At 73.1% G+C, this 20214-nt stretch carries 22 protein-coding genes; 15 read left to right on the top strand and 7 right to left on the bottom strand.

All coding sequences use genetic code 11. From position 1 onward, the window contains the following. Window positions 1–181: 181 nt before the first annotated feature. From FHS22_RS08145 to FHS22_RS08135, 3 genes are all read right to left on the bottom strand, one after another. Window positions 182–706 carry a GNAT family N-acetyltransferase gene (locus FHS22_RS08145; protein ID WP_184939826.1) on the bottom strand — a complete coding sequence of 175 codons (525 nt, stop codon included), beginning with the start codon at window positions 704–706 and terminating at the stop codon, window positions 182–184. Window positions 707–768: 62 nt separating this feature from the next. Further along, on the bottom strand, window positions 769–2205 hold the full coding sequence (locus FHS22_RS08140; RefSeq protein ID WP_184939825.1) for a WGR domain-containing protein: 1437 nt from the start codon (window positions 2203–2205) through the stop codon (window positions 769–771). Beyond that, window positions 2141–3106 (bottom strand): DUF998 domain-containing protein, encoded by a 966-nt coding sequence (locus tag FHS22_RS08135; protein WP_184939824.1) that lies wholly within the window; start codon window positions 3104–3106, stop codon window positions 2141–2143. The genes FHS22_RS08140 and FHS22_RS08135 overlap by 65 nt, the downstream gene beginning before the upstream one ends. Before the next feature lie 237 nt (window positions 3107–3343). On the opposite strand from FHS22_RS08135, the gene FHS22_RS08130 reads away from it, so the two are divergent. Together FHS22_RS08130 and FHS22_RS08125 are read left to right on the top strand one after the other, a co-directional pair. Continuing rightward, entirely contained in the window at window positions 3344–3706 is a 363-nt protein-coding gene (locus FHS22_RS08130; protein WP_184939822.1) for a MerR family transcriptional regulator, read from the top strand. Next, window positions 3703–4683, top strand: a complete 981-nt coding sequence (locus tag FHS22_RS08125; protein ID WP_184939820.1) for an aldo/keto reductase — start codon at window positions 3703–3705, stop codon at window positions 4681–4683. Before FHS22_RS08130 ends, FHS22_RS08125 begins: the two co-directional genes overlap by 4 nt. On the opposite strand, the gene FHS22_RS08120 is transcribed toward FHS22_RS08125, so the two are convergent. Then, window positions 4684–5367, bottom strand: a complete 684-nt coding sequence (locus FHS22_RS08120) for a hypothetical protein (RefSeq protein ID WP_184939818.1) — start codon at window positions 5365–5367, stop codon at window positions 4684–4686. Between the two features lie 196 nt (window positions 5368–5563). Here FHS22_RS08120 and FHS22_RS08115 point away from each other — a divergent pair, with 196 nt between their 5' ends. Together FHS22_RS08115 and FHS22_RS08110 are read left to right on the top strand one after the other, a co-directional pair. Next, entirely contained in the window at window positions 5564–6724 is a 1161-nt protein-coding gene (locus FHS22_RS08115) for a sensor histidine kinase (protein WP_184939817.1), read from the top strand. Next, window positions 6721–7362, top strand: coding sequence for a response regulator (locus FHS22_RS08110; RefSeq protein WP_184939816.1), 642 nt, complete (start codon window positions 6721–6723; stop codon window positions 7360–7362). Before FHS22_RS08115 ends, FHS22_RS08110 begins: the two co-directional genes overlap by 4 nt. A gap of 43 nt (window positions 7363–7405) precedes the next feature. Here FHS22_RS08110 and FHS22_RS08105 read toward each other — a convergent pair whose 3' ends face one another. Then, the gene (locus FHS22_RS08105) at window positions 7406–8980 is read right to left on the bottom strand and encodes a methyl-accepting chemotaxis protein (RefSeq protein ID WP_184939814.1); all 1575 of its coding nucleotides are present in this window, start codon (window positions 8978–8980) and stop codon (window positions 7406–7408) included. Between the two features lie 132 nt (window positions 8981–9112). On the opposite strand from FHS22_RS08105, the gene FHS22_RS08100 reads away from it, so the two are divergent. The 11 genes from FHS22_RS08100 to FHS22_RS08050 all read left to right on the top strand — a co-directional run bounded on the left by FHS22_RS08100 (window position 9113) and on the right by FHS22_RS08050 (window position 18920). Further along, window positions 9113–10000, top strand: a complete 888-nt coding sequence (locus FHS22_RS08100) for a transporter substrate-binding domain-containing protein (protein ID WP_184939813.1) — start codon at window positions 9113–9115, stop codon at window positions 9998–10000. Window positions 10001–10106: 106 nt separating this feature from the next. After that, complete coding sequence (locus tag FHS22_RS08095; RefSeq protein ID WP_184939811.1) at window positions 10107–10271, top strand: hypothetical protein; 165 nt, start codon at window positions 10107–10109, stop codon at window positions 10269–10271. Further along, entirely contained in the window at window positions 10244–10711 is a 468-nt protein-coding gene (locus FHS22_RS08090) for a flavodoxin family protein (RefSeq protein ID WP_184939810.1), read from the top strand. The genes FHS22_RS08095 and FHS22_RS08090 overlap by 28 nt, the downstream gene beginning before the upstream one ends. Continuing rightward, window positions 10708–11625, top strand: coding sequence for an MFS transporter (locus tag FHS22_RS08085; protein ID WP_221473386.1), 918 nt, complete (start codon window positions 10708–10710; stop codon window positions 11623–11625). Before FHS22_RS08090 ends, FHS22_RS08085 begins: the two co-directional genes overlap by 4 nt. Further along, window positions 11622–11813 (top strand): hypothetical protein, encoded by a 192-nt coding sequence (locus FHS22_RS08080; protein ID WP_184939808.1) that lies wholly within the window; start codon window positions 11622–11624, stop codon window positions 11811–11813. Before FHS22_RS08085 ends, FHS22_RS08080 begins: the two co-directional genes overlap by 4 nt. A 55-nt stretch (window positions 11814–11868) precedes the next feature. Further along, complete coding sequence (locus FHS22_RS08075) at window positions 11869–12411, top strand: MauE/DoxX family redox-associated membrane protein (RefSeq protein WP_184939807.1); 543 nt, start codon at window positions 11869–11871, stop codon at window positions 12409–12411. After that, complete coding sequence (locus FHS22_RS08070; RefSeq protein ID WP_184939805.1) at window positions 12408–12938, top strand: TlpA family protein disulfide reductase; 531 nt, start codon at window positions 12408–12410, stop codon at window positions 12936–12938. The genes FHS22_RS08075 and FHS22_RS08070 overlap by 4 nt, the downstream gene beginning before the upstream one ends. Further along, the gene (locus FHS22_RS08065) at window positions 12935–14755 is read left to right on the top strand and encodes an ABC transporter ATP-binding protein (RefSeq protein WP_184939804.1); all 1821 of its coding nucleotides are present in this window, start codon (window positions 12935–12937) and stop codon (window positions 14753–14755) included. The genes FHS22_RS08070 and FHS22_RS08065 overlap by 4 nt, the downstream gene beginning before the upstream one ends. Beyond that, window positions 14755–15195: a S26 family signal peptidase gene (locus FHS22_RS08060; protein WP_184939803.1), complete on the top strand. Its 441-nt coding sequence runs from the start codon at window positions 14755–14757 to the stop codon at window positions 15193–15195. The genes FHS22_RS08065 and FHS22_RS08060 overlap by 1 nt, the downstream gene beginning before the upstream one ends. Window positions 15196–15243: 48 nt before the next feature. Continuing rightward, window positions 15244–18243: an AfsR/SARP family transcriptional regulator gene (locus tag FHS22_RS08055; protein ID WP_184939801.1), complete on the top strand. Its 3000-nt coding sequence runs from the start codon at window positions 15244–15246 to the stop codon at window positions 18241–18243. 194 nt (window positions 18244–18437) lie between these two features. Continuing rightward, window positions 18438–18920, top strand: coding sequence for a GNAT family N-acetyltransferase (locus tag FHS22_RS08050; RefSeq protein WP_184939800.1), 483 nt, complete (start codon window positions 18438–18440; stop codon window positions 18918–18920). A gap of 70 nt (window positions 18921–18990) precedes the next feature. On the opposite strand, the gene FHS22_RS08045 is transcribed toward FHS22_RS08050, so the two are convergent. Together FHS22_RS08045 and FHS22_RS08040 are read right to left on the bottom strand one after the other, a co-directional pair. Beyond that, window positions 18991–19725 (bottom strand): rhomboid family intramembrane serine protease, encoded by a 735-nt coding sequence (locus FHS22_RS08045; protein ID WP_221473385.1) that lies wholly within the window; start codon window positions 19723–19725, stop codon window positions 18991–18993. Window positions 19726–19774: 49 nt separating this feature from the next. Next, complete coding sequence (locus tag FHS22_RS08040) at window positions 19775–20206, bottom strand: SRPBCC family protein (RefSeq protein WP_184939798.1); 432 nt, start codon at window positions 20204–20206, stop codon at window positions 19775–19777. Between the last annotated feature and the right edge of the window lie 8 nt (window positions 20207–20214).

The raw sequence follows: 20214 nt of genomic DNA, 5'->3' as shown, positions 1-20214 counted from the left end.
CCCGGCACGGCGCGATCGAGGGCCGGTCGCCCTCCCGTGCCCGGTTCCCGCCTCCGCCCACGCGAACACCGGGTGCCGAGGCGTGATCGCCCATAACAGAGGCTTCCGCTGGATCACCTGGTAGAACCACCGCAGACGGCACCCGGTGATCGGGAACCTCTCTCCGGTCGCCGGCGCCCTCTCAGGCGAACTCCTCGGCGAGCAGCCCGAACAGCGCCTCGTCGACGAAGGCCCCCAGCACCCAGGCGTGGGCGCGGCGCGTGCCCTCCCGGCGGAAGCCCGCCTTCTCCGCCGCGGCGATCATCGCGGCGTTGGTCGCGAGGGTCTCCAGTCCCAGCCGGTGCAGCCCGCGGATCCGGAACGCGTAGTCGCAGAGCACGCGCAGCACGTCGGGGGCGTATCCCCGGCCGCGGGCCTCCGGCAGCAGGGAGACCCCCAGGTGGGCGTTGCGGTTGAAGGAGTCGATCCCCCAGACCAGAGCGCTGCCGAGCACCTCTCCCCCGGGCAGGGACTCCACGGTGAAGGACACGTTGGCCGGGTCGGGCCTGCGCCCGTCGTAGCGGGCGAGCGCCTGGTCCAGCGCCTCCGGCGCCCACGGTGTCTCGTGGGCGCTGACGGCCGTCTCGACGTCCTCGTACAACCGGTGCAGCGCCGCCAGGTCGTCCCTGGTCACGGCTCTGAGCACCACTCTCTCTCCACGGAGCATGCCCACACCCTAAACCGGTGCCGGGACGGGGACCCGTCCCGGCACCGGTGGCCGTCCCGGTGTCAGAGCAGGCGGCGGATGTCGCCGTAGGCCCGGTAGAACCCGCCCCGCCCGGAGGCCCGCACGCCCTCGACGAGGTAGCGGACCCCCGCCTCGCGCACGTTCTTGGGGAACTGCACGTTCCAGCCGGAGTCGTAGCCCTCGCTGACCACCCGGACCCGCAGCCGCCCGCCGTCCTGGAAGCACTCCACGACCACGCCGCCGTCCGCCTGCGCCTCCACCGAGACGGTCTCCACCGTCGCGGCCGGCTCCACCGCGGCCAGGCCGGTGGCGGCCTTGACGTCCACCGGCTCGGGGACGGTGCCCTCCTGGGCGGCCCTGATGGCCGCCTCGGTGGCGTCGATGCAGGCCAGGGTGCCGTCGGTGGTGACGATGTAGAGGCGGTCGTCGAGATACTGCATGGAGAAGGCGGAGCCGCAGCCGGTGGCGAGCTTCCACAGGCGCGTGCCGTCGGCGTCGAAGCAGTAGATCGAGGAGTGGTTGTCCCCGGCGAAGACGTACCGCCCGCCGGGGGCGGTGGCGCAGGAGAAGACGGTGGCGTCGCAGCGGTAGACCGCCTCGGAGCGGCCGTCGGACTTGCGCAGCCGGTGCACGGTGCCTCGCGAGGTGCCCGCGTAGACCGAATCCGCCTCCTGCCAGCCGAACAGCACCGCACCCTGAACCCCGGCCTGCCAGACGGGGGTGCCGTCGGCGGCGTCGTAGCGGGCCACCCCCGCGGAGTGGCCGTGGTAGACGGCCTCGTCGTCGCAGCGGACCATCCAGGCGGAGTCGCCCTGGCCGGTGCGCGCCCACTGGAACTCGTCCTCGTGGTCGATGGTGGTGATCCGCCCGGCCCGGTCGGACACGCCGAGCACGCCGTCGTGGATGTCGAGCCAGTAGATGTCGACGTCCTCGGCGATCTCGTAGGCGACCCGCGGCACCTTGCCGCTGAGGTCGTAGACCTTGCCGTCGTCGGCGCCGGCGTAGATCCAGAAGTCGTCGCCGACGATGCACTTGACGCCGTCGGGCAGCCGGAAGCGGCCGGTGACGGTGCCGTCGTGGGTGACGGTGTAGACGTCGCCCCGCTGGTTGCCCACCCAGCAGCGCTCGGCGTCCACGAAGATGCCGAACGCCGCCGCGCCGCTGGCGAAGCGCCACAGCACGGGGGCCTGGCGGGCGGTGGAGCGGGAGCTCGCCACGCTGCGCCGGGTGACCGCCCGGGCCTGCCGTACGCCCCGCACGGCGGTGGCGTACCCCTTGCGGACCTTCTCGCCGACCTTCTTCGCGGCGGCCGCCGCGGCCTTCTCCTCGGTGGCGAAAGCGGACGTCTTGCTCTGCCCCGACTCCCCGATCCGGCCGTAGGTGATCGTCACCTGCGTCCCGTCGAGCACGACCTCATAGAACTTGTGCGAGCCGCCGTCGTCCTCCGACAGCTCCAGGTACGTGCTCTGCGCCGCCATCTCTCGCCTCTTTCACTGATCGACTTTCCGGGGAGCGTACGGCAGTCGGGCGACAAATCACGACACGGGCTGTCTGCTCCATAGGACGGCCGGAAAGGCGGTCATCGGCCGCGACCCGGGGCCCGGGAACGTACCGGGACCGTCCGCCCGCCGCCCCGTCTCCCGCCTCATTCCGGCCCGCCGCCGCGGCCTCCGGCCCGCCGCCCGCCCGGGCCGGCGTCCGCCGGTCCGCACGCCGTACGGGGCGGCCCCTGCCGGGCCCGGCGCCGAGGGCCAGGCCGAGCGTGGCCAGGACCGCGACCTCGAAGGCGACGACCAGCCGCTGGGTCACCCCGGCGGGGATGTCGTCGTTGGTCAGTTCGACGCCGAACATCCGCACCACGTACGGGATCACCACCAGCAGCAGCAGGCCCAGCGAGGCCAGGCTCAGCCCCTTCACCACCCTGGCGTACGGCCTGCCCTCGTTCCGCCGCGCCAGGATCAGCCCGGCGACCGGCATCGCCAGGAAGGCCGCGAACGCGGCGTACCGGTGGATGCCCCCGGACATCGAGAGCGGCACCCCGGGCCGGTCGGTGGGGAAGGCCCCGATCAGCAGCATGCACAGGCCCCAGAGGCCGACCAGCAGCGCCGCCTTGCGGTCCTGGCCGCGGCGGGCCAGCAGGACCGCGAAGGCCGTCGCGCCCACGGCGAAGAGCGTGAGCGAGGCGGGCAGCAGCCAGCCGTCCCGCTCGAACGCGTACTCGCTGATCACGGTGTGCACCGGATCGAGGCCCGTCACCACGTGCAGCCCGAGCATGGAAACGGCCCCGGCACCGATCGCCGCGTACCCGCCGAGGACCAGCCCGGATCCCGAAAACGCCTTGCTCTCCATGCCTTCAACCATCGCGACGGGCCAGGTCACGGAGTATCCGAAATGATCCCGAACCGCCCCTGAGCCGTCCCCGAGGGGGGTCGGGGCGGGGTGGGGGACGCCTCAGGGGGACCCCGCCGCGGGCACGCCGGTGAGCTGCGCGAAGAACGCCGGAGGGGGTGCCCGCCCCATCAGGGTCGGCACCCCGGGGAGGCGCCCGCCGGAATCCCGGTGGGAAGGGGGTGCCCGCTTGACTTCAAGTGCACTCGAAGATGCAGGGTTGTGCCCATGGGGATCACCATCCAGGAGGCCTCGCGCATCTCGGGGCTGAGCGCGCACACGCTGCGCTACTACGAGCAGATCGGGCTCATCCACCAGGTCGGCCGCGACACCGGCGGGCGCCGCAGCTACACCCAGCCGGACCTCGAATGGCTGGACTTCCTCACCAAGCTGCGCACGACCGGGATGCCGATCGCCGACATGTGCCGCTACGCGGAGCTGCGCCGCCAGGGCCCGGCGACCGCGGCCGAACGGCGGCGCATGCTCGAAGCCCACCGGGAGCGGGTCCTGGAGCGGATCGCCCAGCTCAGCGAGGACGTCTCGGTCCTCGACTACAAGATCGACTTCTATCACGCGATGGAGAACTCATGAACAAGCGGCGTCTCGGCAACGGCGGCCCGGAGGTCTCCGCCCTCGGACTCGGCTGCATGGGAATGTCGGAGTTCTACGGCTCGACCGACGAGGCCGAGTCGATCAAGGTGATCCACCGGGCGATCGACCTCGGGATGAACTTCCTGGACACGGCCGACATGTACGGCAGAGGCCACAACGAGGAGCTGGTCGGCCGGGCGATCGCCGACCGCAGGGACCGGGTGGTGCTGGCCACCAAGTTCGGCATCGTCAGGGGCGACGACCCGCGCGCGCGGAGCGTCGACGGCAGCCCCGAGTACGTCAGGAAGGCCTGCGACGCGTCGCTGCGCAGGCTCGGCGTCGACCGCATCGACCTGTACTACGCGCACCGCCGCGACCCGCAGGTGCCGATCGAGGAGACCGTCGGGGCGATGGCCGAGCTGGTCGCCGCGGGCAAGGTCGGCCACCTGGGCCTGTCGGAGGTGAGCGCGCGGACCCTGCGGGCGGCGCACGCCGTCCACCCGATCGCCGCGCTGCAGAGCGAGTACTCCCTGTTCACCCGGGGCATCGAGGAGGAGATCCTGCCCGCCGCCCGGGAGCTGGGCGTCGCGTTGGTGGCCTACTCCCCGATCAGCCGGGGCCTGCTCGGCGGGAGCCTCCCGCCGGCCGGGGAACTGCCGGCCGACGACTTCCGCAGACACCTGCCCCGGTTCGCCGGGGAGAGCGGCGCCCGCAACGAGGCGCTCGTCGCGGAGGTCCGGAAGATCGCCGAGGAGGCGGGCTGCACCCCCGCGCAGCTCGCCCTGGCCTGGGCGCTGTCCCGGGGCGAGGACGTCGTCCCCATCCCGGGCACCAAGCGGCTGGCCTACCTGGAGGAGAACGCCGCGGCGGCCGGCATCCCGCTGGACGCCGGCGTGCTCGCCGCGCTGGAGGCCGCCGTGCCCAGCGGAGCCGTGCACGGTGCCCGTTATCCGGACATGTCGCTCATCGAGGGGTGATCACGCCGGCTGCGAGGCGGGCTCCCGGCGGGCCTGCCTCCACTCCTCGCCGGTCATCCGGATCATCGTCACGCCCACGGTGCCGAAGACGGCCAGGAGGACCACCGGCCCGGCGTAGCCGAGCGGCGGGAACCCGCTGCGCGCGCCCGCGATCCAGATCACCAGTCCGGCCAGCACCCCGGCCGGGAACCACCATCCGGCCCGGCCGGCCCGGGTGAAGGCCACGGCCACCAGGACCAGCCCGAGCAACGAGCCGATCATGCCGGGGAGCTGCCAGGCGAAGACCAGCGCCGGCTGGAGGCTGTCCTCCAGGATCCCGGTGGCCTGCTCCGCCGGGAGACGCCGGTAGAGCACGATGTCGAAGAAGTCCACGATCATCAGCGACGAGAAGTTGATCAGACCGAGCACGGCCACCGCGCCGGCCGCGTTGGCCAGGACCACCCCCCGGCTCCGCACCAGGTGGACCAGGCCCAGCACGCCGGGGACCCAGAGCACCCAGGCGTAGTGCAGCAGGGTCGCGCTGATCCCTGCGGCGACGGGTTCCTGCGCGTAGGCGAGCGTCTCGTCGCCGCCCCGCGTCAGGGGGTCGACGACCATGCCGAGCAGGAGGCAGAGCGGGGCGAGGACGAGGCTGACGCCCGCCGCCCGGCGGCGGAAGGCGTCGGGGTCGGTGAAGTCGAACATGGCGCAGACGCTACGGAGCGGCCGGGGCCGCGTCGTCAAGGCCCGCTTCGATCCCGTGTCCGCCTCACGGCGGATGCGGGAGCTCCCGAAACGGAGCGCCGCGACCGCGCCGGACGGATCCATGGGCTTCCGAGGCCCGGGCTTATCCATCTCAAGGTGGATTCCCGAGCCCGTATGCCCCCTTTACCCTCACCTCATGAGTCACCGCCCGCCTCCCACCCTCGCCGACTGGCTGGTCTCGGCGGCCGTCCTGCTGTTCGGCGTCGCCGAAGAGCTCGGCGGGCGCGGGCTCGCTCCGGATCCCGCCCTTCCCTGGTGGTGGATCGGGGCGGCCGCGGTCGCCGCGGCCCTGGTGCTCCTGCGGCAGCGGGCGCCGTTCACCGTGCTGGCCGTCTACACGCTGGCGAGCACGGCCTCGATCGCGTACGTCGGCGAACTGCCGGCCGCGTGGCAGCTCTACACCCAGCTCGTCCTGCTGTTCACGCTGCTCGGCGCGTACCCGCCGGGAGAACGGCGGGTGCTCGCGGGGGCGGCCCTCACGGTCGTGTTCGACCTGGCCATCCTGTGGCGGACCCCCGGGGACGTGGGACCCGGCGACGTGGCGGTCCTGATCGCGATGACCGCCATCGCGGGCGGCGCGGGCGTCGCCGTACGGCGCTACCGGCAGATCGCCCTCCAGGCGCAGGAGCGCGGCGAGCTGATCGCCCGGGAGGCGGTGACCGAGGAGCGGTTCCGGATCGCCCGGGAGCTGCACGACGTCGTCGCGCACAGCGTCAGCGTGATGGTCATGCAGGCGGGCGCGGCGCGGCTGATGCTCCTGCCCGACCAGACCACCGAGCGCGAGGCGCTGAAGGTCGTGGAGGAGACGGGACGCGAGGCGGTGGAGGAGCTGCGCCTCATGGTCGGGCTGCTGCGGACCGGCTCCGGGCACGAGGGGCTCGCCCCGCAGCCGAGCCTGGCCCGGCTGGACGAGCTGGTGGAGCAGGTGCGCCTGGCGGGTCTCGACGTGCGGCTGACCATCGAGGGCAGCCCGGTGCCGCTCCCCGTGGGCCTGAACCTGTCGGCCTACCGGATCGTCCAGGAGGCGCTCACCAACACGCTCCGGCACGCGGGCCCCACCCGGTCCGAGGTCACGGTCGCCTACCGCTCCCGGATGCTCTGCCTGGACATCGTCGACGAGGGCCCCCGCGACGGCCGCCGGGCGCCCGCCTCCGGCGGACCCGGCCACGGGCTGGTCGGCATGCGCGAGCGGGTCGCGCTGTTCCACGGCCGCCTGTCGGCCGGCCCGCTCCCGGACGGCGGGTACGGCGTGCGGGTCTCCCTCCCGCTGAACGGCCGGATCCCCGTGGTCATATGACCGTCTCCATCCTCCTCGCCGACGACCAGGCGACGGTCCGCCGGGGACTCCGCCTCGTCATCGGCACCCAGCCGGACTTCGAGGTGGTCGGCGAGGCCACCGACGGCCGGGAGGCGGTGGACGCCGCCCGCCGCCTGGAGCCGGACGTGGTGCTGCTCGACATCGCGATGCCCGGCATGTCGGGCATCGCCGCGGCCCGGGAGCTCCTGGCCGCCCCCCGGCCGCCCAGGATCGTCATGCTGACGACCTACGACACCGACGAGAACCTGGAGGGTTCCCTCCGGGCGGGGGTGAGCGGCTTCCTGCTCAAGGTGTCGCCGCCCGAGCGGCTGTTCGCGGCGATCCGGACGGCGGCGAGCGGGCTGGCGACCCTCGACCCGGCGGTCACCGCCCGGGTGATGGCGGGCTACGTGGGAGCGCCGGCGACGCCGGACGGCCTCACCCGGCGCGAGCGCGAGGTCCTCGTGCTCATCGGCCGGGGCCTGAGCAACGCCGAGATCGCCGCCGTCCTGTTCATCGGCCCCTCCACCGTCGGCACGCACATCAACCGCCTGCTCGCCAAGCTCCGCCTGCGCGACCGCGCCGAGGCCGTCCGCTACGCCTACGAGCACGGCCTGGTCCGCCCCCGCGATCCGTAGGCGCCTCGGACCACGGGGGCGGAGGCTCGGCCTCGCGGTCCCGTCAGCGCCGGAACCGCGAGGCGATCGCGTTGAGGCTCTGCGCCAGCCCCGCGAGTTCCGTGGCCGCTGTCTCGGTGTGGGTGGCGCCGTCGTGGGTGGTCCGGGTCGCCTCGGCGACGTTCTGGATCGAACTGGTGATGTCGCTCGACGAGCGGGAGACCACGTCGATGCCGGCGCCGATGGACCGGGTGGCCTGGCTCTGCACCTCGATCGCGGCGACGATGGACCGCTGGATCTCGTCGATGCGGTTGATCACCGTGCCGATGCGCCCGATCGCCTCGATCGCGTTCTCGGTGTCCTCCTGCATCGCCGCCACCTTGTTCTCGATGTCCTCGGTGGCGGAGGCGGTCTCCTGGGAGAGGTCCTTCACCTCGCCGGCGACGACCGCGAAGCCCTTGCCCTGCTCGCCGGCCCTGGCCGCCTCGATGGTCGCGTTCAGCGCGAGCAGGTTGGTCTGCTGCGCAATCGAAGTGATCATGTTGACCACGGCGCTGACCTCGCTGCTGGAGGTCCGCAGCCGCTCGATCGTACGGTTCGTGCTGGTGGCCAGGCCGACCGCCTCGGCCGCCACCTGCACCGCCTCGGCCACGGCGCCGTTGATCTCACGGATGGACTCCTGCAGGCTCTGGGCCGCCTCACTGGTCGAGCTGACGCTCCGCGCGACCTCGTCCACGTTGGACGAGGCGTTGTGCGCCTGGTCGGCCGCGGTCTGCGCGCCCGTCGCCAGGTCGCGGCTGGTGCCGGAGAGCCTGTCGGAGGCGGAGATGAGCGCGGCGCCGTTCTCGGCGATCTCGCCGATCGCCGCGCGGACGGTGCCGACGACCTCGTCGAGGCTCCTGCCGAGCTCGGCGAGCTCGTCGTTGCCGCCGATCCCCGCCTGCACGGTCAGGTCCTTGTCCGCCAGGGCCTTCATGGCCGAGACGAAGGAGCCGATGCGCCGCGAGACCCGGCGGGCGAGCAGTACGGCGGCGCCGCCCAGCAGCACCGCGGCCAGTCCCGCGGTGACCAGGGTGAGGGTCTTGGCGCCCGCGGCGATCTCCTCCGCGGCCTCGGTGGTCTCCTTGGCCTGCGCGGCGATCGACCGCTCCAGTTCGGGCAGGGTCTCATCGAACCGCTGGTAGTGGCTCTCGAAGTCCGGCCGGGCCTTGGCCGCGCCGAGCTGCTGCGGGTCGCTGACCACCCTGCTGGCCAGGGTCACCATCCGCTGCCCGGCCGCGATCATCTGGTCGGCCGCGCCCTCCAGTTCGCTCACCTGCGGGACCAGCTCCGGCTGGACCCGCGCGATGTGCGCCAGGTTGGCGCGGAGCACCGACACATGGGCGCCGAGCAGGTCGAGCACGCCCTGCCGCTCGGCACTGTCACGTGTGGTCAACGCGTTGAGGACGTCACCGCGGAAAGCGACCCGGGCGGTGTCGGCCGCCCCCATGGCCTCCAGCGCCGTCGCCGCGGAACGTGCCTCACTCTGTGCCTCCTCCAGCTGGGAGATGCCCCGGTAGCCGATGAGGCCGGCCGTGGTGACAAGGAGGAACCCTGCTGCTGCCAGGGCCAGGATCTGGTGTCGGATCGTCAGTCTCATGATTGCGCCTCTTCACTCGCTTGCGAGGCAGATCGGCAGGGGAAAGCCGGAGCTGAGGGCTCAGGTGAGATGAGTCACTGCCGATTCTCCAGGCAAGAACCGACAGGCCCCCCGAGCATGCAAGGACACCCCATGCGAATCACCCCGTGGCTCGCCGCGCTCACCGCCGGCGTTCTCCTCACCGGCTGCTCGGCCGATCCGGCCGCCCCGGGCGCCCCGGGCGGCTCGGGCGGCTCGGGCGGCTCGGACACCCCGGCCGCCTCCGCCTCGGCCGCGCGGGCGCACGTTCCCGACGACATCCGGCGGGCGGGCGTCCTCGTGATCGGCTCCGATCTGTCCTACGCGCCCATGGAGTTCATGGACGGCGGCGAGCAGGCCGGCTTCGACGTCGACCTGGCGCGCGCGATCGCCGCCAAGCTGGGCCTGAAGCTGGAGATGCGGCAGACGGGCTGGGGCGACCTGCTCGACAAGGTCGAGTCCGGCGAGTTGGACGCCGCCATGGCGTCCATCACCGACACCGCCGAGCGGCAGGCCCGCGTCGACTTCGTCGACTACCTCAACGTCGGGTCCGTCGTCGTGGCGGGGGTGAAGACGGACTCCGAGGGCATCACCGCCCTGTGCGGGCGGCGGGTCGCCGTCCCGGCGGAGACCATCTACGTCGGCCTCGCCGAGGCGCAGAACAAGCGCTGCCCCGCGGGCGAGAAGCTGACGATCGTCACGGTCGCCGGGCTGGCCGACTCCAAGCAGGCGGTGCTCGACGGCAAGGCCGAGGTCTACCTCGACGACTTCCCGCCCGCGGCGGTCGCCGTGCAGGAGCACTCCACGCTGCGCATCTCCGGGGCGCAGATCGAGGCGGCGCCGTACGGCATCGCGATGGGCAAGCGGCAGGGCACGCTGAACAAGGCCGTCCAGCTTGCCCTGTACGAGCTGTTCGAGGACGGCACCTACGACGGGCTGCTGGAGAAGTGGAAGATCTCCGAGGGCTCCCTCAAGACGGGCGCCATCAACGGCGGCGCCTGACACGACTCACCCGTCCGACCGCATATGACCGCCGAGCAGTAAGAACGTCGCGACCGGGCAGCAACCTCCACAGGTTGCCGCCCGGTCGCATGCACAGTTCCCGGGCGTGGACGCGGTGCTGTCCGGGCACACGCACAACGAGGTGGCGCAGAAGTTCGTCACCAACAAGGCGACCGGGCGGCAACGGCCGGGCAACGGCGCAGCGGCCGCCTCCGCGGCGGGGGACGTGAGAGGATCGGCACCGTGTCGCGAGATGTCCGGCGTCTGCTGATCGTGCACCACACCGCCTCGCCCACGCTGCAGGAGCTCTTCGAGGCGGTACGGCAGGGCGCCGCCACCGACGAGGTCGAGGGCGTGGAGGCGGTCGCCCGCGCGGCGCTGCGCGCCACCGCCGTCGACGTGTTCGAGGCCGACGGGATCATCCTGGGCACGCCGGCCAACATCGGCTACATGAGCGGAGCGCTCAAGCACTTCTTCGACACGGTCTACTACCCCTGCCTGGAGGAGACCCGGCGCCTGCCGTACGCGCTGTACGTGCACGGCGGCAACGACACGACCGGCGCCGTCCGCGCGGTGGAGTCGATCACCGCCGGACTCGGCTGGGAGCGGGTCCACCCGCCGGTGGAGGTGACGGGCGCGCCGGGCAAGGACGACCTGGCGGCCTGCTGGGAGCTCGGCGCCACGGTCGCCGCGACGATCAGCCCCGTATGACGGCGGGCCCCGGGCACGACCGGGGCGGGGTCGTGCCCGTGACCTCGGGCGCGTTCGGCGTCGTCTGGGGTCTGGTCCGCGGGAACGCGGCGGGCTGGGGCAGCGCGGAGGTGCTGGGCGCGCTGGTGCTCGGCGTCGCGCTGGTGATCGCCTTCGTGCTCTGGGAGCGGCGCGCGAAGGCGCCGATGCTGCCGATGCGGTTCTTCCGGCTGAGGGCGTTCGCCACGGCCAACCCGGCGAACTTCTGCGTGTTCGCCTCGCTGTACGGCACGCTGTTCTTCCTCGCGCAGTACTTCCAGACCGTGCACGGCGAAGGGCCGCTCGGCGGCGGCCTGCGGCTGATGCCGTGGACCGCGACGCTCATGGTGTGCGCGCCGATCGCCGGCGCGCTGGCCGACAGGTACGGCGAGCGGGCGTTCACGGCCGGCGGGCTGCTGCTCCAGACCGCCGGCATGGGCTGGATCGCCGTGGTCTCCGGCACCGGCACGGACTACCTCGAGATCCTGCCCGCGCTGGTCATCGGCGGGGCCGGGCTGACCATGGCCATGCCCGCGGCGCAGAAGGCGGTGGTCGGCGCGGTGCGGCCGCAGGAGGTCGGTCAGGCGTCCGGCGCGTTCATGATGCTGCGGATCTTCGGTGGGGTGTTCGGCGTCGCGGTCGCCGTCTTCGCGGGAGTCGGAGGCTACGCGTCGGCCGAGGAGTTCGGTGCGGGTTTCTCCGCGGCCATGGGCGCCGCCGGGACCGGGGGCGCCGCGGCGACGCAGACCGCGAAGCCGGCCCTCTGCGCCCCTTCTGCGCCCCTCTGCGGGCCCCTTCTACGCCCCCTCTACGCCGCTCCTACGAGCGCCCTACACCCATCGGAGAGGCTCGTTCCGCGGGGTCGTCCGGCCCCTTCCCAAGGAGGTCATGCATGATCCGGAAACTGGAGGAACTCGGCGACCGGCTGCTCGGCCTGGCACTGCCGAAGTTCTCGGCGTCCGCGGCGGAGTACTGCTACTGGGGCAGCTGCGGCTGCGGGGGCGTCCGGAAGTGGCGCGCCTACACCTGCTGCCTCAACGGCCGGTGCGGCACCCAGTGCAAGTACTACTACGACTGCGGCTGACCCGGACGTCCCGCGGGTGGAACGCCACCCGCGGGGCCCGAGATTCGGGAGACCGATGGACTATCTCGTCGTCGCGGTCCGCTGCGCGCTCTTCGTCGTCTTCGCGGCCTCCCTGGTGAGCAAGGTCCGCAGCCGCGCGTCCTTCACCTCGTTCGCCGCGTCCCTGCCCGGCTTCGGGGTTCCCGGCGGCCGGGCCGGCGGCTCGGCGGCCGCCGTCGTGGCCGCCGAGTTCTCCGTCCTCGTCCTCCTCCTGCTGCCGGGCGCGGTTCCCGCGGGATTCGCCCTGGCCGCGGTCCTGCTCACGGTGTTCTCCGCGGCGATGGCCCTTGCCCTCCGCCGCGGGGTCCGCGCGCCCTGCCGGTGCTTCGGCGCGTCGGCCGCCCCCGTGTCGGGCCGGCACGTCGCCCGCAACCTCGTCCTGGCCTCGGCGGCTCTGGCGGCGGGGACGCTCTCCGCCGCCGTCCGCCAGCCGACGCACCCGGCGGGCCTGGCGATCGCCGCGACCGCCGGTGCCGTGCTCGCCGTCCTGGTCATCATGCTCGACGACATCGCCGGGCTGTTCACCGCCTCACCCTCTCACCTCAAGGACCGGAGATGACGTACCTGACCGCGGCCGTGGTCTTCGTCGGCCTGCTGTGCCTGTTGAACCTCGTGCTCGTCCTGGGTGTCGTGAAGCGCCTGCGGCAGCACTCCGAACTGCTCGCCGGGAGTGGCCACCAGGCCCCCGCGACGATGCCCGAACCGGGCGGGGCGATCGGCGACTTCCTCGCGCACACGACCGGTGGCGCCGCCGTGGACAGGGCGCGACTGGCCGGTGGGACGATCGTCGGCTTCTTCTCCCCCGGCTGCGCGCCGTGCGAGCGGAAGCTACCCGGATTCATCCGGTTCGCCGCCGCGGACGCACGCCCCGTGCTGGCCGTGGTGGTCGCCTCGGCCGAGGAGGCCGGGCCCACCGCCGAGGCGCTGTCCGCCACCGCCACCGTGGTGGTCGAAGGGCTGGACGGGCCGGTCGCGCGGGCCTTCGGGGTCGACGCGTTCCCCACCTTCTGCCTCGTCGGCGACGACCACACCATCGCAGCGATCGGGCTCGACTACCGCGACCTGCCCGCCGTCGTCACGGCATGATCGACGCCTCCTCGCCCCGGGCCACCCCGGCGGGGGCGCGGCGGGCCGTGGCCCTGGCCTGGCGCTCCGCCCCCGGCTGGCTGCTGTGCCATGCGCTGCTCACCCTGGCCGGGGCCGCGACCCCGGTCGCCGCGGCATGGCTGACCAAGCTCCTGCTGGACGCCCTGGCCGCCCGCGCCGACGTGGCCCTGCCCCTGCTCGGGCTCGCGGCGGCCGGTCTGGCCGCCGCCGCGACGCCACAGCTCCTGTCCTACTCCAGGGCCGAGCTGAACCGCGCCGCGCGGCTGCGGGCGACCGAGGAGCTGTACACGGCGGTGAACGGGTTCACCGGGCTGTCCCGGTTCGAGGACCCCCGTCTCCTGGACCGTCTCCGGCTGGCCGAGCAGGCCGCGCTCACCGCGCCGAACCAGGTGGTCGAGAGCGGGCTCGACGCCGCCCGGAACCTGCTCACCTTCTGCGGGTTCCTCGCGTCCCTGGCCGCGCTGAGCCCGGTCATGGCGGCGATTCTGACCGCTTCGGCCGTCCCGGCCCTGCTGGCCGAGCTCGCGCTGAGCCGCCGCAGGGCGCGGATGTTGTGGCGTATCAGCCCGGCCGAACGCCGTGAGCTCTTCTACGGCGGCCTGCTGAGCACCGCCGAGGCCGCCAAGGAGATCCGGCTGTTCGGCGTCGGGGAGTTCCTGCGGGGGCGGATGCTCGCCGAGCGCCGCGCCACCGACGCGGCGAAGCGGGCCGTGGACCGGCACACGCTGCTGGTCCAGGGCGGGCTGGCCGTGCTCGGCGGAGCCGTGGCCATGGGCGGCCTCTTCTGGGCCGCGTCCGGCGGGCGGCTCACCGTCGGCGACGTCGTCCTGTTCGTCGCCGCGGTCGCCGGTTCGCAGGGCGCGATGGGCGGCCTGGTCGGCGAGCTGGCGCAGACCCACGAGGCGCTGCTGATGATGGACCACTTCGTCGCCGTCGCTTCGGCCGGCCCCGACCTGCCCGAACCGGCGCGTCCCCGGCCCCTTCCACCGCTGCGGGACGGGATCGAGCTCCGCGATGTCTGGTTCCGCTACGCGGACGACCAGCCGTGGGTGCTGCGCGGAGTCAGCCTGCGCATCGGGTGCGGCCGGTCGGTGGCGCTGGTCGGGCTGAACGGCGCCGGCAAGAGCACGCTGGTCAAACTGCTGTGCCGGCTCTACGACCCCGTGCGGGGGACGATCCTCTGGGACGGCGTGGACATCCGGGAGGTCCCGGTCCAGGAGCTGCGCCGCCGGATCAGCCCGGTCTTCCAGGACTACATGTGCTACGACCTGACAGCCGCGGAGAACATCACGATCAGCGATCTCCACGCCGCTCCCGGCGTCGTCGAGGCGGCCGCGCGGCGGGCGGGGGTCCACGACGTGCTGGCCGGCCTGCCGCACGGCTACGACACCCTGCTCAGCCGTACCTTCTACAGCGAGGCCGATCACGAGGTCCCCGAGACCGGCGTGCTGCTGTCCGGCGGCCAGTGGCAGCGGGTCGCGCTGGCCCGGGCCCTGCTGCGGGGTGAGCGCGACCTGATGATCCTGGACGAGCCGAGCTCCGGGCTGGACCCCAGGGCGGAGCACGAGATCCACACCATGCTGCGCGAGCACCGGGCGGGGCGGACCAGCCTGCTCATCTCCCACCGCCTCGGAACGGTCCGGGGCAGCGACCTGATCGTGGTGCTGGAGGACGGCCGGGTGAGCGAGGAGGGCGGCCACGAGGAGCTCATGGCCGCCGGCCGGGGCTACGCGCGGCTGTTCGATCTCCAGTCCGAGGGCTACCGCACGGGTACGGCGACCCCGGGGTGGTCCTGATGCCGGTGGCCGCGGTCCTGATCGCGGCCCTCGCCGCGGCCCTGCTGTGGTTGCGCGGGCGCCTGTTCGTCATCACCGTCGAGGGCCGGAGCATGGAGCCGTTCCTGCGCGCCGGACAGCGGGCCCTGGTCAGAAGGGTGCCGGGCGGCGGTGTCCGCGCGGGCCAGGTGGTCGTGGTCACCAGACCGGATCTCGGCCCGGCCGCCGAGATCGTCGGCTGGGACCCCGGCCGGTGGATGGTCAAACGGGCGGCCGCCGTCCCCGGCGACTCGGTGCCCGGCGTGCTCGCGGACACGGCCGGCGCGCCGACGGTGCCGCCCGGCCGCATCCTGGTGCTGGGCGACAACCCCGCGGTCAGCCTCGACTCCCGGACGTTCGGCCCCGTGCCGGCCGAGCGGGTGCTGGGGGTGGTGATCCGCCGGATGCGCGCACCCGCGTGATGACGGGACGGCTTGGTTCCGCCCCGGTACCCGGATATCCTCCTGATCATGAAGGCGACCGGTCCGGCGCTGCGTTTCCGATGCCTTGGCCCGCTGTCGATCCGGGACGGCGCCGACTGGGTGACTCCGGGAAGCGCGAAGGTCCGCCACCTCCTGGCCCTCCTCCTGGTCAACGCGGGGCGCAGCGTGCCCGCGGAGGTCATCGTCGCCGAGTTGTGGAACCGGGATCCCCCGGCCACGCACCGAACGCTCGTCCGCGGTTACGTGCGGGAGCTGAGGCGGCTGCTGCGCGACTCCGATCAGGACACCGTACGGCACCACCACGGCGGCTACCTGCTCAGGACCGAGCCGGGCGAAGTGGACGCCGAGCGGTTCGAGCTGCTCTGCGACCAGGCGTGCGAGGTGTACGGCTCGGCGGACCCGGAATCGGCGGGCCGGCTGTTCGACCAGGCACTGGCGCTGTGGCGGGGCCCAGTTTTCGCGGGCGTCCCCCCGTCGCTCGCGCTGCTGCCCCATGCCTCGGCACTGCAGGAACGGCGGTTACTGGCGCTGGAGTCCCGCGCCGACATCGACCTGCGCGCGGGCAGGCACCGGGAGGCCGTCCCCACGCTGCGGCGGCTCGCCGGGAAGCATCCGCTGCACGAGCGGTTCACCCTGCTCCTGATGCGGGCGCTGCGGGACGCCGGCCGGCGCGCGGAGGCCCTGGACGCCTACGCCCGGCTGCGCCGGCACACGGTTCAGGAGCTGGGGCTGGAGCCCGGGCCGCAGCTCCAGCAGTTGCACACGCTCCTCCTGGCCGAGGAGGACGCCGGACGGGCGCCCGTGTCCGCCCCGCCCGTCCCCGCCCAGACGCCCCCGGACATCGCCGACTTCACCGGGCGGGAGAAGGAGGTCGCGCAGTGCCTCTCCGTGCTCTCGGCGGCGGACTCCCGGGCTCCCAGGATCCTGTCGGTCTCCGGGCGCGCGGGGGTCGGGAAGACCGCGTTCGCCGTACATCTGGCGCACCGGTTGCGCGAGGTCTATCCCGACGGCCGGCTCTACGCCGACCTCTCCGCGCCGCACACCACCCCGCACTCGGTTCTGGGCCAGTTCCTCCGCGCGCTCGGCCTCCCCCGCGCCGCCGTGCAGGGCGGCCTCGCCGAACGCCTCCAGTCCTATCGGAGCGTCCTGGACGGCCGCCGGGTTCTGGTCATCGTCGACGACGCCCGCTCCGAGTCGCAGGTCCGCCCGTTGGTACCGTCCTCACCCGGGTCCGCGCTGCTGGTGACCGGCCGTACCCGCCTGCTGGGCCTGGAGTCGGCGCACTTCACCGACCTCGACGTGTTGCCCCACGACGCCGCCCTCGAACTCCTGGCGGCCATCGCGGGAGCCGAGCGGGTCGGGAACGAGAACGGGGCGGCGGCGGAGATCGTCGAGCTGTGCGGCAGGCTGCCCCTGGCGATCAGGATCGCGGGAGCGCGCGCCGCCGCCAGGGCGGCCTGGCCGCTGTCCGCGTTCGCCGCGGAGCTGTCCGACGGGGCCTCCCGGCTCGACCTGCTCAAGGCGGGCGACCTCGACGTCGGAGCGGCCATCACCGGTTCCTACACGAGCCTGGACCCGCACCACCGGCGGCTCTTCCGGCTGCTCGGGCTGCTCGATGCGCCCGACTTCCCCCTGTGGGCCGCCGCCGCCCTGGCCGGTCTGCCGGAGCGGGAGACGGGCCGCCTGCTGTCGTCGCTCGTCGACGCCCGGCTGGTCGACGAGCTCGGCCGCTCCAGGTTCCGGCTGCACGACCTCGTCCGGCTCTTCGCCCGCCGCCGCGCGGAGGCGGACGATGACGCGGCCGCCCGGTCGGCCGCGCTGCGCCGGGTGTTCGGCGGACTGCTCCTGCTCGCCGAGGAGGCCGGCAGCCGGCTCGGGGTCCGGACCCTGGCCCCCATCCGCCCGGCGGTCTCCTCGTGGTCGCCCGACTCGCCCGAACTCCTCGTGGCCGACTCTTCCGAGTGGTTCGAGTCGGAGCGGAAGACCATCTCCGCCTCGGTACGGCAGGCGGCGGCGACGGGCCTGACGGAGCTCGCCTGGGGCCTGGCGGCCGCCGCCCAGGCCTTCTACGAGCTGAGGGACGTCGGTGAGGGCGCCGACGTCCACCGGATCGCGCTGGCCGCCTGCCGGAAGTCCGGGGACCGCCGGGGCGAGGCGGTCATGCTGCGGAACCTGGCGGACCTCCACGCGGGAATGCCCGGCGCCCCGCTCGACGACAAGCTCGAACGGGCCGAGGGCGCCCTGTCGATCTTCCGGGATCTCGGTGAGCGCGAGGGCGAGGCCGACGCGCTCTACCTCTGCGGTGACGTGCACAGGCTGCGCGGCGACCACGAGCGGGCCCTGCGGTGCTTCCACGAGAGCGCCGCCATCGCCGGCGCCCACGGCTACCCTCTCGGCGAGCTGCACACCCTCCAGCAGCTCGCGGCGATCAGCCAGGCGCGGGGGAGCCCGGACCTCGCCCTCCGGTACGCCGGGCGTGCGCTGGACATCGCGCAGGAACTGGGGAGTTCCCGGGACGAATGCGTCGTGCGGGGGCTGCTCGGCATGACCTACCGCCGGCGCGGTGAGTTCACCGCCGCCGAAGAACAGCTGCGGCGGGCGGCCGCGAAGGCCAGGATCGCCGCGGACCCTCTGATGGAGGCGCAGATGCTCGCCCATCTCGGGCAGCTCTACGCCGAGAACGGTCACATCGAGGCGCGGCAGACCCTGGAACGGGCCCTGTCGCTCAGCACCGTCCACCACTACGACTTCGGCCGCGCCGTCGCCCTGCACGGACTCGGGCTGCTGGAGATCGCCGAAGATCGTTCCCCGGAGGCCGTCGGCAGACTCCAGGCCGCCGTGGAGATCTGGGACAGGCTGCAGAACGCCCTGGGCAGGGCCCGCACGCTCACGGCGCTCGGCGAGGCCCATGCCGGGACGGGCGACCGGGCCGCCGCGCACGCCGCCCTGACCGCGGCCCAGCGCGAGTACCGCAGGCTCGGCGACGAGCAGGAGGCCGACAGGATCGGCTCCCGGCTCTCCCCCTGACCCCGGTGCAGGGCCGGAGCGGCCCGATCGACGCCGCCGTCCGCGGGAGGCTATCGTGGTGCGCATGGAGTGCTTCGCCACCTGGCGTACCCGTCGCTGAGGGCCGGCTCGCCGCCGACATCAGGCCGTGAGCGGGCCGACCGATGCCCTCTTCCGTTCGGGTGTCAAGCCCTCAGTCTGAAAGGCGCACTCCCATGCTCATCCGCCCGTTCGTCCAGCACGACCTGGCGCGGCTCACCGAACTGACCATCGAGACGTTCCGGCCGTTCTACGAGGACCACTTCCGCCCTCTGGTGGGCGAGGCCGTCTTCGCCAACCAGCACGGCAACTGGCGCGACGACTACCGCGAGCAGGTCGCCGGGCTCCACGACCCGGACCGGCACAAGTACGTCGCGGTCGCCGAGACCGGCGATGCCGTCGCCGGCTACGTGGCCTGGAGCGTCGACCCGGTCCGCCGGAACGGAACCGTCACGCACCTCGCCGTCTCCGCCGGGCACCGCCGCCACCACGCGGGCACCGCCCTGTGCGAGCACGCCTTCGGTGAGATGCGGGCCCTCGGAGCCGAGGTGGTCGAGATCGGCACCGGGGGCGACCCCTTCCACGCGCCCGCCAGAGCCCTCTACGAGAAGCTCGGGTGCACCCCGCTTCCGGTCGCCGTCTACTACAGGAGGCTCTGACCGGACCCTCTCCGGGACGGCGCCCTCACCGCCCGTCCCGGAGGGGCGATCACCTGTTTCGAGACAGCCCTCAGCGCAGGTCGTCCACTTCCTTCAGCAGCGCGGCGGTGGAGTCCTGCGGGGCGGCGGGAGCGGGAAGGGAACGCCTGCGGTCGCGGAAGATCCAGCCGCCCAGCAGCCCGGCGATGAAACCGGACAGGTGTCCCTGCCAGCTGACGGTCTCCTGGGGCAGCAGCCCGCCGAAGAACTGGTAGGCGAAGCACAGCGCCATGACCACGCCCACCACGATGTCGATCAGGTGCCGGTCGAACGCCCCGCGCACCAGCACGTACCCGAAGTAGCCGAAGAGGACCCCGCTCGCGCCTGCGGTCACGCTCTGCGGACTGGAGGTGAACCAGACGCCGAGGCCGCTGAGCAGGATGATGAACCCGGTCACGCCGAGGAACTTGGCGACGCCCCGGTAGGCGGCCAGGAAGCCGAAGACGAACAGCGGCCCGGAGTTGCCCTGGATGTGCTCCCAGCTCCAGTGCAGGAACGGCGCCGACACGATGTCGGGCAGGCTTCCGGGGCTCCAGGCCTGGATGCCGTGCTGGTGGCTCAGCGCGTAGCCCGACACCCAGTTGGCGATCTGTACCAGCCAGATGACGGCCACGAAGCCGACCATCACCCAGAACGCCTTCCGGGCCTCGGCGATCATGATCTCGGCCGTACGGCCCTTGGCCTCCACCGGCGCCTCCCTGGCTGTCCGCGTCCTGCTCGCGGGAAGATTATCCGGATACGAGGTCACGAACGCAGCAGAGGTCACGAACGCAGCAGAGGTCACGAACGCAGCAGACGCGGGCGACCGGGAGAGGTCAGCCCAGGCGGGAGGTGAGGACCTCGGCGCGGGCGAGCTGGACCTCGCGGGCCTTCCTCGCCGCGAAGTTCAGCAGCGGCCGGGCCCAGGCGCGGACCACCAGCATGTCCTCGACCTCGGTCCCGCCGTCCCTGCCGGTCAGCCGGAACCGGTAGTCCAGCCGGACCCCGCCGGGGCTGGCCACCTCGCCCTCGACGGCCTCGGGCGTGCTCCGCAGCGTCACCCTGATCAGGTTGTCGTACTTCACGCCCATGAACCTGAACCGCTCGACCGAGACGTAGCGGGTCTCCCTCTCCCCCGCCTCGACGTCGCGGACCGCGACGACCAGCGGCGAGAGCCCCACGTAGCTCTGCGGCTGACTCAGGTGCGCGCGGAGCGCGGCCGGGCTGTTGCGCACGTGGAAGGTATGTCGCAATGTGACTCTCGGCATGCTTTGCC

Source organism: Thiemannella venezuelensis, assembly GCF_014203605.1.
GTDB classification, from domain to species: domain Bacteria; phylum Actinomycetota; class Actinomycetes; order Streptosporangiales; family Streptosporangiaceae; genus Planomonospora_A; species Planomonospora_A venezuelensis.
Note: the sequence above shows the minus strand (reverse complement) of the source record. Positions and strands in the feature narration are given on the sequence as shown.

What these genes read in the sequence shown, in the direction of transcription:
- FHS22_RS08040 (WP_184939798.1), bottom strand. Translation starts at nt 20,206, where the DNA reads ATGCCGAGAGTCACATTGCGACATACCTTCCACGTGCGCAACAGCCCG.
- FHS22_RS08145 (WP_184939826.1), bottom strand. Translation starts at nt 706, where the DNA reads ATGCTCCGTGGAGAGAGAGTGGTGCTCAGAGCCGTGACCAGGGACGAC.
- FHS22_RS08050 (WP_184939800.1), top strand. Translation starts at nt 18,438, where the DNA reads ATGCTCATCCGCCCGTTCGTCCAGCACGACCTGGCGCGGCTCACCGAA.
- FHS22_RS08110 (WP_184939816.1), top strand. Translation starts at nt 6,721, where the DNA reads ATGACCGTCTCCATCCTCCTCGCCGACGACCAGGCGACGGTCCGCCGG.
- FHS22_RS08060 (WP_184939803.1), top strand. Translation starts at nt 14,755, where the DNA reads ATGCCGGTGGCCGCGGTCCTGATCGCGGCCCTCGCCGCGGCCCTGCTG.
- FHS22_RS08130 (WP_184939822.1), top strand. Translation starts at nt 3,344, where the DNA reads ATGGGGATCACCATCCAGGAGGCCTCGCGCATCTCGGGGCTGAGCGCG.
- FHS22_RS08100 (WP_184939813.1), top strand. Translation starts at nt 9,113, where the DNA reads ATGCGAATCACCCCGTGGCTCGCCGCGCTCACCGCCGGCGTTCTCCTC.
- FHS22_RS08055 (WP_184939801.1), top strand. Translation starts at nt 15,244, where the DNA reads ATGAAGGCGACCGGTCCGGCGCTGCGTTTCCGATGCCTTGGCCCGCTG.
- FHS22_RS08070 (WP_184939805.1), top strand. Translation starts at nt 12,408, where the DNA reads ATGACGTACCTGACCGCGGCCGTGGTCTTCGTCGGCCTGCTGTGCCTG.
- FHS22_RS08140 (WP_184939825.1), bottom strand. Translation starts at nt 2,205, where the DNA reads ATGGCGGCGCAGAGCACGTACCTGGAGCTGTCGGAGGACGACGGCGGC.
- FHS22_RS08065 (WP_184939804.1), top strand. Translation starts at nt 12,935, where the DNA reads ATGATCGACGCCTCCTCGCCCCGGGCCACCCCGGCGGGGGCGCGGCGG.
- FHS22_RS08115 (WP_184939817.1), top strand. Translation starts at nt 5,564, where the DNA reads ATGAGTCACCGCCCGCCTCCCACCCTCGCCGACTGGCTGGTCTCGGCG.
- FHS22_RS08075 (WP_184939807.1), top strand. Translation starts at nt 11,869, where the DNA reads ATGGACTATCTCGTCGTCGCGGTCCGCTGCGCGCTCTTCGTCGTCTTC.
- FHS22_RS08085 (WP_221473386.1), top strand. Translation starts at nt 10,708, where the DNA reads ATGACGGCGGGCCCCGGGCACGACCGGGGCGGGGTCGTGCCCGTGACC.
- FHS22_RS08105 (WP_184939814.1), bottom strand. Translation starts at nt 8,980, where the DNA reads ATGAGACTGACGATCCGACACCAGATCCTGGCCCTGGCAGCAGCAGGG.
- FHS22_RS08120 (WP_184939818.1), bottom strand. Translation starts at nt 5,367, where the DNA reads ATGTTCGACTTCACCGACCCCGACGCCTTCCGCCGCCGGGCGGCGGGC.
- FHS22_RS08080 (WP_184939808.1), top strand. Translation starts at nt 11,622, where the DNA reads ATGATCCGGAAACTGGAGGAACTCGGCGACCGGCTGCTCGGCCTGGCA.
- FHS22_RS08125 (WP_184939820.1), top strand. Translation starts at nt 3,703, where the DNA reads ATGAACAAGCGGCGTCTCGGCAACGGCGGCCCGGAGGTCTCCGCCCTC.